The organism is Mucilaginibacter sp. (assembly GCF_041663085.1).
In the GTDB taxonomy this organism is placed as follows: Bacteria; Bacteroidota; Bacteroidia; order Sphingobacteriales; family Sphingobacteriaceae; genus Mucilaginibacter.
In genome coordinates, this window is the sequence record NZ_JBAZRC010000108.1 from 1 (window position 1) to 16,618 (window position 16,618).

Annotated in this window: 12 protein-coding genes; 4 read left to right on the forward strand and 8 right to left on the reverse strand. The window is 42.4% G+C overall.

Annotated features, from left to right (window positions below; genetic code table 11):
• Together WC615_RS17005 and WC615_RS17010 are read right to left on the reverse strand one after the other, a co-directional pair.
• A partial coding sequence (locus WC615_RS17005; protein ID WP_372979273.1) for a carboxypeptidase-like regulatory domain-containing protein occupies nucleotides 1–891 on the reverse strand: 891 nt, incomplete at its 3' end.
• Nucleotides 892–915: 24 nt separating this feature from the next.
• Complete coding sequence (locus tag WC615_RS17010; RefSeq protein WP_372979274.1) at nucleotides 916–2,016, reverse strand: carboxypeptidase-like regulatory domain-containing protein; 1,101 nt, start codon at nucleotides 2,014–2,016, stop codon at nucleotides 916–918.
• A gap of 130 nt (nucleotides 2,017–2,146) precedes the next feature.
• Between WC615_RS17010 and WC615_RS17015 the strand changes: the two genes are divergently transcribed.
• Nucleotides 2,147–2,560: a hypothetical protein gene (locus tag WC615_RS17015; protein ID WP_372979275.1), complete on the forward strand. Its 414-nt coding sequence runs from the start codon at nucleotides 2,147–2,149 to the stop codon at nucleotides 2,558–2,560.
• 141 nt (nucleotides 2,561–2,701) lie between these two features.
• Here WC615_RS17015 and WC615_RS17020 read toward each other — a convergent pair whose 3' ends face one another.
• The 4 genes from WC615_RS17020 to WC615_RS17035 form a co-directional block, all read right to left on the reverse strand.
• Nucleotides 2,702–3,514 carry an enoyl-ACP reductase gene (locus WC615_RS17020; protein ID WP_372979276.1) on the reverse strand — a complete coding sequence of 271 codons (813 nt, stop codon included), beginning with the start codon at nucleotides 3,512–3,514 and terminating at the stop codon, nucleotides 2,702–2,704.
• A gap of 102 nt (nucleotides 3,515–3,616) precedes the next feature.
• On the reverse strand, nucleotides 3,617–5,272 hold the full coding sequence (gene recN / locus WC615_RS17025; RefSeq protein ID WP_372979277.1) for a DNA repair protein RecN: 1,656 nt from the start codon (nucleotides 5,270–5,272) through the stop codon (nucleotides 3,617–3,619).
• A 127-nt stretch (nucleotides 5,273–5,399) separates the two neighbouring features.
• Nucleotides 5,400–7,463, reverse strand: coding sequence for a M56 family metallopeptidase (locus tag WC615_RS17030; protein ID WP_372979278.1), 2,064 nt, complete (start codon nucleotides 7,461–7,463; stop codon nucleotides 5,400–5,402).
• Nucleotides 7,464–7,530: 67 nt separating this feature from the next.
• Nucleotides 7,531–7,905: a BlaI/MecI/CopY family transcriptional regulator gene (locus tag WC615_RS17035; protein ID WP_372979279.1), complete on the reverse strand. Its 375-nt coding sequence runs from the start codon at nucleotides 7,903–7,905 to the stop codon at nucleotides 7,531–7,533.
• A 241-nt stretch (nucleotides 7,906–8,146) separates the two neighbouring features.
• Here WC615_RS17035 and WC615_RS17040 point away from each other — a divergent pair, with 241 nt between their 5' ends.
• Complete coding sequence (locus tag WC615_RS17040) at nucleotides 8,147–8,917, forward strand: MBL fold metallo-hydrolase (RefSeq protein WP_372979280.1); 771 nt, start codon at nucleotides 8,147–8,149, stop codon at nucleotides 8,915–8,917.
• Here the strand turns inward: WC615_RS17040 and WC615_RS17045 are convergent.
• Nucleotides 8,914–9,333: a response regulator gene (locus WC615_RS17045; RefSeq protein WP_191177368.1), complete on the reverse strand. Its 420-nt coding sequence runs from the start codon at nucleotides 9,331–9,333 to the stop codon at nucleotides 8,914–8,916. The two genes, WC615_RS17040 and WC615_RS17045, sit on opposite strands and share 4 nt — an antisense overlap.
• A 237-nt stretch (nucleotides 9,334–9,570) precedes the next feature.
• Nucleotides 9,571–12,480: an aminomethyl-transferring glycine dehydrogenase gene (gcvP, locus tag WC615_RS17050; protein WP_372979281.1), complete on the reverse strand. Its 2,910-nt coding sequence runs from the start codon at nucleotides 12,478–12,480 to the stop codon at nucleotides 9,571–9,573.
• Nucleotides 12,481–12,832: 352 nt separating this feature from the next.
• Here gcvP and WC615_RS17055 point away from each other — a divergent pair, with 352 nt between their 5' ends.
• Together WC615_RS17055 and WC615_RS17060 are read left to right on the forward strand one after the other, a co-directional pair.
• On the forward strand, nucleotides 12,833–13,018 hold the full coding sequence (locus WC615_RS17055; RefSeq protein WP_191177370.1) for a hypothetical protein: 186 nt from the start codon (nucleotides 12,833–12,835) through the stop codon (nucleotides 13,016–13,018).
• A gap of 192 nt (nucleotides 13,019–13,210) precedes the next feature.
• The coding region (locus tag WC615_RS17060) for a gliding motility-associated C-terminal domain-containing protein (RefSeq protein WP_372979282.1) at nucleotides 13,211–16,618 on the forward strand (3,408 nt) is incomplete at its 3' end.

Genomic DNA, 16,618 nt, shown 5'->3' on the forward strand with positions numbered 1-16,618 from the left:
CACAAAGCCAAACCCCGGCGAGTACCGTGGCTTAAAATAATAAACCTCTACCTTATCATTATTGCTCATGGCAAATACTCCCCGCCGCTCTGTACGGTGTACATAATCGGTTACCCCCAGGGTATCGTATACAAACTGCCCGGTTGTTACATCTTTCCATGGTATGCAATAATTACGCACCTGGTAATCCTGCTCGGCATTACCGGCTAATACTTGTCGCAAAAAATGCGTTGCCGAACCATTGTAGGCCGTTAAGCGGTTCTTTTTCCAGCGGAGGCTATCAGCCGGTGTACCTGCTTTTTCTTCAAACAGAACCGAACCTTCGTAAGCAACCTGCCCTGCCTCTTTATCCAACACAAAGCTGTTAAGCAAGTATTTTAATTTATAACCCAGGGCATTATTATCAATTTCCAAAAAATCGTCAGACTGGCCTGTAAGTTTTAACTGGTGATTACTATAGTACAAATCTAAAACTTCGGGGTTTTTGAGTTTACATTGCATTGCAAAGGCCGATTTACCAAAAAACTGTGCTTTAAACTCTTTCAGCTGTTTCCATCGCTGGGCAGTGCCTATGGTTACCGGTTTTAGCATCATTACTTTGGCTACCAGTTTTACATCGGGCAATACCATATCGTTATCAACCATTATAGCTACACTATAACGCTCATAACCAACTACACTTACTATCATATCATATTGCCCGGGGCGCAAACCGCGAAGAAAAAATGAGCCATCCTGGCCAGACTTTGTACCGATTGTTGCATTATTTAAAAACACACTTGCATCGGGTACCGGCTTACCATCGGTTGCATTAACAACTTTTCCCCTCACTTTTAGTTGTGCAAAACAGCACAGTGGTAATAATAACAATAGCAGTAACAGGTGTTTCATAGGTTAGTATGCCTAAATATACAATTACTTTTCTTCGGGCGAATAATCAACCGGTAACATTTCTGCAACGCGGCTTTTACCCCAATTACCTTCAAAGTTTATACTGGCTGGGTTTTGTATAACGCCGTTGCTATCAAACAGCGTGTAAGGCCCCTCAAAAGACAGTATGGTGGTTAAGTAATTTGGCATAGTTAACGATTGTATCACCTTGTTATCGGGGCTATTATCACGCTTTTTGGTGTACATTAAATATAAACAATCGGTAAATTTTAAAGCGAACATGCCTTTTACATCTGTAATGGAGGTATACTCGATAGTTTTTAAAGGTACATTTACCAGCGTTTGAAAATACTTATCGTTAAAGCCGTTATAACCAGGGTTTGGTTTTCTTATCAGCCTTAATACCTTAAAGCCATTGCCTTCTACATTATCACCCACTGCCGCCCGCAAAAAATGCATCGACGATCCTTCGTAAGCTATCCGGCGGTTTTTTAGCCAGCGGCGATGCTGCTTAGGCGTACCTTTCATGTCCTCAAATAAAGTCGACCCTTCAAAATACAACAGTCCCGATTTATTATTTTTGGTAAATTTGGAGAGCAGGTATTTAACCTTATAGCCCAGGGCCTTATTCTCTACCTCCAAAAAACCGTATGATGAGCCGGTTAGCGTTCGCGTAGCTTTATCAAACTCCAGATCTACCATTTCGGGGTTTAGTATTTTGCATTCTTTCGCTAACTCCGACGAACCTAAAAACTCCCGCTTAAAAACATCATACTTCCATTCCCAGTCGGGGTCGGGTTTTATTACTACTTCTTTAAGCTGATTTGTTTTTGGCGTTAGCTGAATGTCGGGCAGGCTCAGGTTCTCGCCTGCGGCCATAACAGTTTGCCGATAGGTTTCGAATCCGAGCACGGTCACCACCAGTTCGTATTGCCCCGGATTTACATGTCGTAATATAAAGGTACCGTCGGTAGCAGATTTATTGCCTACTGTTGCGTTGCTTAAAAACACGCTTGCATCTGCTACAGGGCTTTTATCGGTTGCGTTTGTAAGTTTACCTGTAATGTTGATTTGGGCAAAACAGGTAAGTGGTAATAAAGAAATGAATAAGAGTAAACGTTTCATAAAAAATAAAGTTAACTAATTTATTAGTTAGTTAAACCTTTTGCATGATATTTGTTCTTATATACAAAAACACGTTATTAACCGTTATGATAGTTGTCATAACCGGTTTATGGCAAAAAACAAATCACATATGAAAAAATTATTATCTATCCTATGCGTGTCAATTATAGCGCTGACAGCCGCATCATGTAAAAAAGAAACTATTGTTCAAGGTGGCAACACAAACCAAACGGTTTATGCAACAAATGTAACAGATTGGACATTAGTCACCGAAAATGGGCGCAGCTTTTATAAAACGGATATAAATGTACCTAAGCTAGACAAGACTTATAGTGAAAATGGTGCCGTTTTGGTGTACATTGCTAATACCGGAGATACCCAATGGGAGCAGGTCCCTGAGGTTTTTGCCGGCCAGGCATTTAGTTTTACTCATGACGTGGGCCGGGTTACTATATATGCACAAAACCCAACGGGCACGGGTACGCCAACATTGCCTGTTCCTTTGGATATAAAAATTGTGTTGATCGACTCAAACGTACAGTAAGCAATCGAAATAAATTTAACAGAAAAGGCCTTCGGATATCCGAAGGCCTTTTCTGTTAATGAATATGTTTGTCTGAACTTATCAAAGAATTAGCAAGCCAATTCTTCAACAAGTTCAATATTACAAATCTGGAATAAATTATTATTTCTCCATTTGCTCAATCACGGCAGCAGTTACGCCGGTGAAAGAGAAACCACCGTCGTGGAAAAGGTTTTGCATGGTAACCATTTTGGTCAGGTCGCTAAATAAACTAACGCAGTAATCAGCGCACTGGTCGGCATCCGCATTCCCCAGCGGGCTCATCTTCTCGGCATAGTTAATAAAACCGTCGAAACCTTTTACACCGTTACCTGCTGTTGTGCGTGTTGGCGATTGCGATACCGTATTTACACGTACATGTTTTTTAACACCATACTGGTAACCAAAGTTACGGGCAATACTTTCCAGGTAAGCCTTGTTATCGGCCATATCGTTATAATCAGGGAATACACGCTGGGCGGCAATATAAGTTAAAGCTACTACCGATCCCCACTCGTTTATAGCATCCAGCTTCATGGCTGTTTGCAGCACGCGGTGAAAGCTTAGTGCAGATATATCAAGCCCTTTGTGGGTAAATTCGTAGTTGTTATCTGTGTAAGGGATGCCTTTACGCACATTTACGCTCATGCCTATAGAGTGCAGCACAAAATCAACACCGCCGCCAAAATGCTCTATACTTTTGGTGAACAGGTTGGTTACATCCTCGTTGCTGGTTACATCAGCCGGTATAACAGGGGCATTACATTCCTCTGCAAGTTTATTCAGTTCGCCCATGCGCAATGCCAGCGGCGAGTTGGTTAAAACTATTTCGGCACCTTCTTCGTGGCAGCGTTGCGCCACTTTCCAGGCTATTGATTGCTCATTTAGCGCACCAAAAATAATTCCCTTTTTACCTTTTAATAAATTGTAAGCCATTGTTTTTAGTTTTATAAGTGGGGCAAAGTTATGTTTTATTTACGATTTTAGAATTACGATTTTAGATTGCAGACCAAATCGTAATTCTAAAAATACAACATCTTAAATACTTAACAGTTCCCTTGCATTTTGCAGGGCACTTTCGCCGGGGTTATCGCCGCTTAGCATTTTAGCAATTTCTTGCATACGCTCTTCAATATTCAGCTTTTTTATACGGGTTTTAGTAACCGATTCAGCATCGTCCTTATAAACAAAGTAATGGCTTTGGCCTTTACCCGCAATTTGCGGCAGGTGGGTTATAGTTATTACCTGCAGGTTACTCGACAGGCGTTCCATCACCTGCCCTACCTTGTTGGCAACCTCGCCGCTAACGCCTGTATCTATCTCGTCAAAAATAATAGTTGGCAGGGCGGTATACTCGGCTATGATTGATTTGATGCTGAGCATTAACCTGCTCAATTCCCCTCCCGATGCTACCTTGCTCATATCGGCCAGTGCATGGCCCTTATTGGCCGAAAACATAAAGCGGATAGTATCAATACCTGTAGCACCTAAATCTGCCAGCGGCGCTTGCTCTATCTCTAAAGCAGAATTACTCATACTCATCTCGGTTAGGTTGGCCAATACCTTTTGCCTAATAACAGGGATAGCTTTACTACGGTTAGCCGATAGTTCATTAGCAATGCCTGTCAGTTCATCCTTATCGGCACTAATTTGCTTTTGCAACTTCTCTACCGCTTCATCGCCAAACACTGCCTGCTGAATTTTGTCCGACAAATCCTCCTGGATGGCTAACAACTCGGCATTGCTATTTACGCGGTGCTTTTTTTGCAGGTTGTATAACATGCTTAAGCGGGTATTCATCTCTTCGGCGCGGGCCTCATTTGTAAAAGTACGTTGCTCTATATTTTCAAGTTCGGCGGCTATATCTTTTAGCTCGATGAGGGTGCTTTTTAAGCGCCCGTGCAGCTCTTCTACCCCAGGGTTATATTGTTCTATAGTTGATAACTGCTGGCCAGCCTCGCGCAGTTGTATAATGGCAGATGTTTCGCCCTCATGCATCAGGTAATGTGCGCCCAGCAGGTTACGTTTTATCTCTTCGGCGTTGGTAAGTGTGGCGAGTTCCTTTTCAAGCCCCTCCTGCTCATCGGCAGCTATGCCGGCCTTTTCCAGTTCATCAAACTGAAACTGGTAGTAATCAAGGTCGGCTTTGGCTTTATCGTTTTGTGTTATAAGCTCATCAAGCTGTTTAAGAGATTTTTTATATGCGCGATATTTGGTTTGGTAGCTACCTAACAGCTCATGGTGCCCGGCAACGCCATCAACCACCAACAGTTGAAAATCAGGGTCGTTAATTTCGCGGGTGGCGTGTTGCGAGTGGATGTCTATCAGCTTTTCGCCCAGGTTTTTGATCTGGGTAAGGTTAACCGGGGTATCGTTCACAAACGCGCGCGATTTGCCATCAGCCGAGATCTCGCGCCGTAAAACGGTTTCGCCCTCGTAGTCGAGGTCGTTATCCTCAAAAAAGTTTTTCAGATGAAAATCGGCAATTTTAAAAGAGCCTTCTATCACACACTTTTTTTGCTGATTAAAAAAGTAACGGCTCTCGGCACGCTGCCCTAATATAAGCGACAGTGCCCCTAAAATGATTGATTTACCCGCTCCCGTTTCGCCGGTAAGTATATTAAGCCCCTTATCAAAATTGATCTCGAGGTTATCTATAAGCGCGTAATTTTGTATGGTTAACTTTTGAAGCATAAAAAAAGTATCCTTTTTTTGAGGATACTAAATTACTAATTTTAATAGGATTTGTGAGTGGTTGATTGAGTTAAGTGATGAGTAGTTATAAACCATTCATCCAACCCAATCAACCATTCACCAAATACTAATTGCTTTCTGGCTTCTCAGGTGCTTCGGGTTTCTCAGGTGCCTGTGGTTTTTCTACATACTCCTGTGCGTCCCTGTTATCCCAATGATAAACGTTAGAAGGGTGGGTTTTGCGATACTCGGCAACCTTCTTTTTAAACTCTGGCGATCTGGTATAGGCACGTAATTTTTCTGAAGCGGCACGTAGTTCTTCTTTCTCTCTCTTCATATCCGGGTTAGCGGTAAAATTGCGCATCTCTTCGCCAATCTTGCGCATTCTTTCCTGAGTTGCTTTAATATCGGGGTTATTATAAGCTTTGCGCATGTTTTCGCCGGCGGTACGCATAGCTTCGCGTTGTTTTACCGCATCGGGGCTACTGCTCAGGCCACGCATTTGCTCGCCTAATTTTCTCATTTGGGCAGTTGTTTCTTTTATTTGCGGTGATAGGTTTTGGTCCAGCTCGGCCTGGTATTTTTTGTAATTCTCGTTGCTGCTATCGTTATAATCATTACTGGTTATCCCGTATTTTTTCTTCAGCTTATCATTCAAAGCTTTAAACTCGGGGGCGTTAAAATAGGTCTCTATTTTTTTACCTAAACCCTCCATTTGTTTACCGGTTTTCTCCATGTCAACGCTTCTTCCACCCCAAATCTTCTCATATTCGGCAGCGGCTTTTTCCTGGTCGGCGGTTGCTTGTTTTATCTCGGGGCTATTATAAAAGGCATCAATTTGTTTACCCAGCTTATCCATTTCTTCGCTTTTGGCTTTAAATTCGGGGCTATCGTAATATTTACTGATAGCATCTCCATGGCGTTCAACCTCCTTGCTCAGTTTTTCTAATTGCGGGTCATCTATTCCCTCGTTAAAGGTATAGTTTCCGTAGCGGTAAGTATCCCTGTTTTTTGCCCTGGTTGCAGCAATTTCTGCTTTGATCTTTGTTGTGGTAATTTCCCGGTTTTTGGCGGCTGCCTTTTCGGCAGTCCTTTTTGCCTTCATAGCTTTTTTTGCCGGGATGGTATCGCTAATAAAGCTTTTTATTACTTCGGGGGTTATGGCTTTTACAGATATTTTACCCTGCGCAATTTCGGGATTAAGCAGTGCTAAACCGCTAATGCCTATAGTTAGTATAAGCATAGCCACTAATGTTGGCCTAATGCTTGGCATTTGTTTTTTTGTTTTCATGATTCTTTCGATTCGGTTTAATAATTGATACTTTTTGCCTGTTACAGCCAGCGCTAACTGCAACTCATTTTGGCGGTTTTGCTCTAATTTGAATAAAGCTTTCGCATAAACAACGGGGGCTTTGGTGCTGTCTACAACTAAATCGTCGCAGCTGTTTTCACGTTCTTCCCCAATTATTTTATTGATAAGTAATACGCACGGATTAAAAAATAACAACGTGGTTACAACTTGCTGCAGCAGGTTAATAAGGTAGTCGTTACGTTTAATATGAGCCAGTTCGTGCATTAATATGGCTTCAATTTCTTCGGCTTCCAGGTAGGTAGATAATGTAACGGGCAGCAGTATTACAGGTTTTAAAAAGCCTACAATGCAGGGCACGTCAACCATTTGGCTAAAGCCTACCCTTACCGTTTTAGTGATATCAAGTTTTTTGGCAAAACTGCCTATTTGCTGTTGTAACTGTACACCCAGGCTCATGGTGCGCTTAATGGTGCGGATCTTTCTGTGTGCCAGTACAACCCTTGCCATATTAAGCATTAAACCTAAAACATATACAGCGGTTACATATGGCAGATATTTTTCAATATTATAATAGTATCGGATAGTTTGAGTTCCTAATTGTTGAATATTTGGAAAAGCTGCCAGTAAAGGCATATTAGCTGGGTTAACCGGCTTGGCAAGCCAATCGTACAATTGTATCTCGTGGATAAGCGTATAGGCAAACCATCCTGTAATAGCCAACAGGCTGCTTACTGCCATCAGGTATTTTTTTGAAGCAGTAAGCCCCGACGCAAGCAATAACACCACCCTTAACAGGAAGTAAATAAGCAAGCCCTGCCACAATGAGTGGATGATGGTTATCCCTAAAACCTGGCTGATGTTATATAGTATATTTTCCATTGTATTGAAATTCTAAAAGCTAAATTCTAAACTCTAAATTGCTTACCCAATCTCTAACCACAAATCTTTAATCTCTACCCTCAAACTGATCTAAAAAATTCTTTATCGCGTCTATTTCATCTTTTGATGCCCGGTGCTGGCCAAGGGCCTGTATCACCAGGTCAGATGTTGACCCTTTAAACACTGTTGATAAAATTTTATCAAGCGCACCCTGCTGTGCCTGTTCGCGAGTGATCAATGCTTTATATAAATGGGTTTTGGCGTTGGTATCGCGCTCAACCAAACCTTTTTCATGCATTATCTGCATTAGTTTAAGGGTTGTGGTATAGCCCGAATCTTTATTTTTTGCCAGTTCTTCATGAACATCACGAACGCTGCACTGCCCCTTTTTCCAAATCACTTGCAATATCTCAAGTTCGCTTTCTGTCGGTTTCAAATCCATGTTATAAAAGTTATACGAATTTCTTCGTACAAATATGTACGATAGTTTTCGTATATCAAAATTTTATTTAAAATATTTTATCACTCTCTTTGGGATGATTGTCCAAACCGGTTAAAACAGCATCCATTTAACAGACGTATTAAACTTTAAAACGTTACATTTTCGTCAAAAAACGGCCTTAGTTCGCCAATTTTCGCTTGCTTGATTTCTGTAGGTTATATTTGCAGCAAATATCATATTTATGGAAATTTTTGCGTTGGGCGAAGGCTCATACTCGGTTGATGCTACTAAAAAATTCATTCCTTTTAATCCCGAAACTGATAGTAAAAAAGACCGCCCGGGTTCGTTGTTCATCCACGTTAACCCGTTCCTGATAAAGACTGCCGATGACCTGATAGTACTTGATGCAGGCCTTGGTTATAAAGATACCCGCGACGAACTGCTTTTACACCAGCACATCCGCAATGCGGGGTTTGATCCGGAGGATGTTACCCTCGTGTTAATGTCGCACCTGCATTATGACCATTCGGGTGGACTGGTGGTAGAACGTAACGGGAAGCTTGAACCAAGCTTCCCACAGGCAACGCATGTTATCCAGCGCGATGAGTTTACGTTTGGCCTATCGGGTGCTTCGACATCATATCATAAAGAAATTTTTGAGGCACTGCAAGCCAGCGCTAAAATTGATTTTGTTGAGGGCAGCGGCGAATACAAGCAGGGCATTAAGTATGAGCTATCTGCGGGGCACAGTAAATTTCATCAGGTATTTTGGATAGACCTGGAAGGTACTAAAGTTTTTTTTGGAGGTGATGAGCTGCCCGAACCCGAGCAATTAATAAGAAAGTTTGTAGCTAAATACGACTATGATGGGCACCGCTCTGCCGAACTGCGGATACAATATGGCAAAAAAGCGGCTTCAGAGGGGGATATCTGTTTGTTTTATCACGCCAGAGCTACAGCTATTGGCACGGTTAACTACCAGGACGAGGTATTTACCGTAACTGCGATTTAATATTGCGATACGCCAAAAAGTTCTTTAATTTTTTCTACGTTAAGCGGTTTTGATATAAAATCTTTAACAAGGGGGTATGAACGCGCCTTGTTAATATCGTTACTAAATACTGATGAAGAGATAATGTAGATCTTACTTTTACCCAAAGGGTCGAGGTTAAGGCGCTTGTACTCATCTAAAAATTCCCAACCGTTCATGATGGGCATATTAATATCCAGCAGGATATAATCCGGCAATTTTTCCGGGTCTTTACGCTGTATATCAGCCAGTTGATCTATCGCAAATTTCCCATTAAGGCATGCCATAATATCAGAATTGGTCAAAGCCTTCTTGATCAGCTTTATAGATATAAAGTTGTTTATTTCGTCGTCGTCAACCAATAATACGCTTACTGTCTTGTCGTTATTAGGGCTCATGTCTATTTATACGGAATTACAAATTAAAAGGTTATATTCCTACAGGTTGTAACGTTATTTTTTTTGTAAAGTTATAGGGCAACTATTAACCACACATTATTTTAATTACGTAATGTAGCTATTTTTAGTTCTTATACCGCCACCTATTTGGTTTACGATAATTTGACCATTTTGTTACATGTTGCAGTTACATATTAGCAAAAAAGGCAATCATTGCTGATTGCCTTTCTCTACTTTTCAAGTTCCGTATTCGGGGGTTGTTACTTCGCTTTCTTCAAATTCATAATCTGTTAACGGCGGGCATGAACAAATCAGCGTTCTGTCGCCATAAGTATCATTAACCCTGCCAACAGATGGCCAGAATTTATATGCCGCTACATAAGGCAGCGGGTAAGCTGCTTTTTGGCGTGTGTATGGATGCTCCCACTCGTTGCCGGTAATTACAGCAGCGGTATGTGGCGCGTTCTTTAACGGGTTATCTGTTTTATCAGATATACCATTCTCCACATCCATAATTTCATGACGGATAGAGATCATAGCATCGCAGAAACGGTCAAGCTCGTGTTTCGGTTCAGATTCGGTTGGCTCAATCATTACCGTACCCGCAACCGGGAACGATACTGTTGGCGCGTGGAAACCATAATCCATTAAACGCTTGGCAATATCGGTAACCTCAACGCCAAATGTTTTAAACGAACGGCAGTCAAGTATCATTTCATGCGCACAACGGCCTTTAGCGCCGGTGTACAATACGTTGTAATGGTCTTTTAAGCGTGTTTTAATATAGTTCGCGTTTAGTATAGCGTAGCGGGTTGCATTAGTTAAACCGTCGCCGCCCATCATGGCGATGTACGCATGAGATATAATTAAAATAGATGCAGAACCCCATGGCGCGGCAGATACCGCATGGATAGCTTTGCCATTATCAATATCAACCACAGCATGCCCGGGTAAGTAAGGCACCAGGTGTTTAGCTACACCAATGGGGCCCATGCCCGGGCCGCCACCGCCGTGTGGTATACAAAAGGTTTTGTGTAAATTAAGGTGGCAAACATCGGCACCAATATTAGCCGGGCTGGTTAAGCCTACCTGTGCGTTCATGTTAGCGCCATCCATATAAACCTGGCCGCCATTTGCATGGATAATTTCGCAGATCTCAATGATAGATTCCTCGAACACGCCGTGGGTTGACGGATAAGTTACCATCAGGCACGAAAGTTCGTTTTTGTATTGCTCGGCTTTGCCCTTCATATCGGCAACGTCAATGTTACCGTTATCGTCGCATTTTACCACAACTATTTTCATGCCGGCCATAGCCGCTGATGCGGGGTTAGTACCGTGTGCTGATGATGGGATAAGCGCTATATTACGATGATGGTCGCCCCTGTCGTTATGATAAGCGCGGATAACCATCAGGCCTGCGTATTCGCCTTGTGCGCCTGCATTTGGCTGTAAGCTCATGGCCGCAAAGCCAGTAATTTCGCTTAACCAGCGGTTCAGTTCATCAAACAGCTGCATGTAGCCGCCAACCTGGTCGATTGGTGCAAAAGGGTGCATTTTACTAAACTCGGCCCAGGTAACCGGTACCATCTCAGTAGTTGCATTCAGTTTCATGGTACATGAACCTAAAGCTATCATCGAGTGGCAAAGTGAAAGATCTTTTGCCTCCAGCGATTTGATGTAACGCAGCATCTCATGTTCAGAATGGTGCGAGTTAAACAAGCCGTGTGTTAAGTAAGCTGATGTACGTTGCAGTTCAGCAGGTATAATACCCTCTACATTACCTTTCAAAGTTTCGAAGTTTGAATCGGCAAGGGTTTTACCTTTCACCTTGGCAAAGAAACGTACAATGGTCCTAATGTCGTCGGGCGATGTAGTTTCATCAATAGAGATGGTTGCTACGGTGCCTTTATAGTTAAGGTTAGCCTCGTTATTTAAAGCTTCTGATTTTACCGGGCCGGCTAAAGCGCCAAGCTCAATTTTCAGAGTATCAAAATAGATATCATTTAATTGTTCATAACCAAGCTCTTTTAAAGAGTTAGCCAACAACACGGTTAAGCCGTGGATTCTTTCGGCTATTAATTTTAAGCCTTGCGGGCCGTGGTACACCGCGTACATACCGGCCATAATAGCCAGTAAAGCCTGCGCCGTACAAATATTTGAGGTTGCCTTATCCCTGCGGATGTGCTGCTCGCGGGTTTGCAATGCCATACGCAAAGCATAGTTACCCGCGCTATCGATGGTTACACCAATGATACGGCCGGGGATAGCGCGTTTATATTCTTCTTTTGTGGCAAAAAATGCCGCGTGCGGGCCACCAAAGCCCATTGGCACGCCAAAGCGCTGGGTACTTCCAACAACAATATCCGCACCCCATTCACCCGGAGGGGTTAAGAGGATAAGGCTCATAATATCGGCAACAACGGTTAGTTTAATGCCTTTATCATGCAGTGCGGCAGCAAAATCAGTATAGTTATAAACCTGACCGTTACCAGCAGGGTATTGTACAATGGCCCCAAACATATCGTCGGTTAATTGTACGGTCCGGTGATCGCCAATTTGCAGTTTTATGCCGTAAGGCTCGCTGCGGGTTTTTAAAATATCAATGGTTTGCGGGAATACCTCTTCAGATACGAAGAAAACGTTAGCCGCATTGTTTTTGCGTAAGCTGTACTGCATAAACATCGCCTCAGCAGCGGCGGTGCCTTCATCCAGTAACGATGCGTTGGCAATTTCCATCCCGGTTAAATCAATAACCATAGTTTGGAAATTTAACAGTGCCTGTAAGCGGCCCTGTGCAATCTCAGCTTGGTAAGGCGTGTATTGAGTGTACCATCCCGGGTTTTCAAGGATGTTACGCTGTATAACACCGGGTACAATTACATCATAATACCCCTGGCCGATGTATGATTTAAATACTTTATTTTTTGAAGCAGTTTGTTTAAGCGTGTTCAGGTAATCGAACTCACTTTTCGCGGCCGGCAAATTCAGCGGATTTTTCAATCGTATTTTGGCCGGTACTGTCTCGTCTATCAATTCATCAAGCGTATTTACACCGATGGTTTTTAACATTTTATCGGTATCTGCCTGGTTTGGCGCTATGTGCCTCTGCTGGAATTTTTCCTGGTAATCTACGTTCAGCTTCATTGAAATGGGTGTCCCTTAAAATTTAGTGCAAAGGTACAATTTTACGTGTTGAATAACAATCGGGTATAATGTGTTAAACATATTTTACAGTAATATTAATATAGCACTCCAAATAACCTAAAACGAATAAACCCCAGGTGTATTTAATTATATATTTTTCTTAAATTTTATTGACTAATAATTTATACCTATATTGCCTTATAAGCAACAAGTTAACATTGCAGATTAGTGCATTAATTTAATCGAAATCAAAATTTCTACTAAATTAATATCGATAATTTAGCTTTAGGAAGCGTAAACAGCAGTACAGAACGCCACCCTTAATAACTGAAACTAAATAATAACTAAATAAATGAAAAAACAACTGACAAGAACCGAAATGAAAAACGTAACTGGCGGTAAATTACCTCCTCCTCCGGGATGCTCATGCCAGGCCCCGCCGCCATTGTTAACCTATGGTTGCACTTACACGCCAAACCAGCTACAATACTGCCAAACGGGGCAGGATCTGGTTTGCTGCACCGACCCAAATGCTTAATTACAAAAAGTAATTATACTAAACAACAAGGGCTATTTTAATTATTAAAATAGCCCTTGTTGTTTAAAAAGGCAAATAAAATTGGCTGTATCTTCCAATCTACCCTCCAAACTTTAAAGCGATTTCTGGGGTATTATAGCACTCGTTTACTAAGTAAAATATATATCTTTACGAGACCTATTTTTTATGCTTTTGAAGAAACCTTTACTCCTAATCGCAATAATATTTTTCTGCTCGCAAATATGTTTCGGCACTACATTTACGGTTACCAGTAATGCCGATGCTGGGCCAGGTACACTTCGCGAAGCGTTAACCAATGCAGCCGCCAATGGTGTTGCCACCCAGGATATCATCAGGTTCGCGCTACCAGGCACACTCATATCCGATCGCATCATCAGGCTAAAAACCCAATTACCTTTTGTTTCATCAAACCTGATTATTGATGGTACTACCCAAACGGGTGCAGTTTTTGGCGTATCTGACGCTAAGGTTGTTATTGAACCCGAAACATCGCCCGCAAACTTTAACGGTTTAAATATTAACGGCGATATTTACAATGGTTACGTGGCCGCAAAAAACATTGAGATATATGGCCTATACATCCGCAATTTTGACAAAATAACCAGGGTTGACAACCCCAATCCTTACGCAAATTCGGGTATTTATATCACCGGGGATGCATCCTTTATTACCATTGGCGCCCCTGGCAAAGGGAATGTAATTAGCGGCAATAGCTATGGCATTACAAATTCCTACACCAACTACTACAATGGTGTTAGTGAAATTAAAATACAAAGCAACATCATTGGCCTGCTGGATGATGGTTTTACCGAAAACAGCAATATATATGGCATTAATTTATCTGTCAACCAAAATGCTACAATAGGGGGAATTAACGCCAATATGGGTAATGTAATATCGGCCAATGTTACCAATATTGCTATTTCACGCAGTTATAATTTCACATCGCCAACCAATGCGCTCATCATTCAAAATAATAAAATAGGCACTAATTTTGCCGGCACTGCCGATTTTAAAAACATCCCGTTGTTTGTAGCCGCTACTTTTGGCAGAATGTATGGTATTTTAATTGATGGCGCTAACGGCCTTCTTGCCAAAATCACTGATAACATTGTATCGGGCCAACGCTATTATGGTATATATATTGATAACGCGACGTTTGAAATAGAAGGCAATAAAATTGGCACCGATAAAACGGGCACTGCCGATCTGGGTAACGGCGCAGGTATAAGGGTTGGGGCAAATGCTTCGGGCAATATTGGTGGCACTGCTGCTACTGCCAAAAACATCATAGCCTATAACAGTTATGGTATTGATGCTTTAAATGATGCCCATGCTTTAATAAGCCGCAACAGTATATTTTGTAATAAAGAATACGGTATAAGCGTATCAACAAATTATTACACTGTACCATTTGTAAAAGTGCTTGGCTTTAGCGCCACCGCGGTATCGGGCGTGGCTACCCCAAACTCAAAAATTGAATTATTTTATGCCGATGCCTGCGGTTATGTAAACTGCCAGGGTAAAACCTATATTACAACCGTTAACTCAAATGCAAGCGGTGTGTGGGCCTACAGCGGCACTATTACCAGCCCGGTTATTGCAACCGCTACCGATGGGAATAATAACACATCTCCTTTCTCATCATTAGAGATTGCCGACAGTGATATCGAGATTAAGCAATTTACCTGCGATTACAAAGGTAGCATTACTATAAAACCGGCGTTTACCGGCTTGCTTTTCCATTGGGATAAAAAAGAACAAAACGGCACATTAACATCAATAGGCGACACTAAAAACGTCAGCAACCTTCAGCCCGGCACCTATCAGCTAACTGTTCAATACCCCGGCGGCTGCCAGAAAAGCACTAAACTTTTTATTATTAACGATCAGCGGATCAGCATACAAAACACTATACCACCGGTTCCGGTATGCCGTCAAAAGTTTTTCCCGGTTGATGTTAATTTTAAAGGCGGAACAGGCAATATCACCTTTGCCTGGAAAAACACAGCAACCGGCACTATTTACTCAAATAAACAAGCCATAGTACCGGGTGGTACATACACCGTAACTATAGCTGACGAAGCCGGTTGCTCGGTAACATCGGCTCCGTTTGCCATAACCCCAAAACCCGGGCCCGATTATGACCTGTCTACCATGGATGTTGCAACCGCCCGTTGTGGCATTGCCGAGGGCTCGATTAAAAATATAACTACCTATGTAGGCATTGGTACGTTAACCTACCAGTGGTATGATGTTAATAATAACCCTATAGCCGGAAAAACCAGCAAAGACCTTACAGGTGTTAAGGGCGGATCTTACCGGCTTGAGTTAAGAGACCAAAGCCAGTGCAGCCCATATTCTACGCCTTACATCGCAATTCAGGAAACCAATTCAGTAAACATCACGGCCGGAATTATTACCCGCCCTACCTGCGGCCTTAACAATGGTGCTATAAATAGTGTTTATGTAGATAATGCCGATTTTTTTCAATGGGCAGGACCTAACGGCCTGATAGCTACCAACCCAAACACTTATCACGACCTACCTAATCTGGCTGAAGGAGTATACACCTTATATGCAAAAAACACAGCTACAGGCTGCGATAACAGCAGATCGTTTAATGTGATAAGGCAGCTTCCGGAAACGTTCAGCTACAGCCCTAATATTGTAGCCGCCTCCTGCGACCTGAGCAACGGTAGCATAAAACTACAATTTAACGGCACTATCATACCACAATCGTACCAATGGATTGACGCGAATAACACACCTGTAAGTAACGGCAACAGCAATCAAATAACAGACCTTGCACCTGGTTTTTACCGCGTACTGGTAACTGATAAATATAATTGCCCGTCAACCCTTGGCCCCTTTGAGGTGAAGAAAACACCGCTGCTTCTTTTTGCGGATACTAATAACCCCACCCCTACAGCCGACCAGTGTAACCAAAAGCTTGGCCATATTGATGGTGTTGCCGTTACCGGTGGTGTTGCGCCTTATACCTATACCTGGACAGACGAAGCAACCGGGCAGCAGATTGGTGGCAATACGCCATCATTAAATGGTATTGGTAAAGGCAAATACAGCCTTAAGGTTACCGATGCTACCCCATGCGCCATCCCGCTTGTGGCCGAGCATATTGAGATTGACAATATACAGTTTGTACCTGCCACCCCTGTACTTACCGATAAAAGGATCTGCTCTCCGGAGTCTGTTAACCTGGCTGTAATAAACCCAATTGCGGGGAATTATAACCTGTATGCTACAGAAACAGCAACAGAGCCTTTACAGAAAAATGCAAAAGGCTCGTTCAACGTTGCAGTTGCCGAAACCAGGGATTACTATGTATCATACAACATTGGCACCTGCGAAAGCTTGCGGACCAAAGTACACGTAGAAGTAATTTTGGTTGATGTAAAATTCGGCAATGCCTTTACCCCTAACCAGGATGGCATTAACGATTACTGGAAAATAACCGGGTTAGAGAAATTCCCGGGCAGTTTGGTACAGGTGTTTACAAGGGGCGGCCAAAAGGTATTCGAATCAAAGCAATATGCAACCCCTTTCGAAGGCAAACAG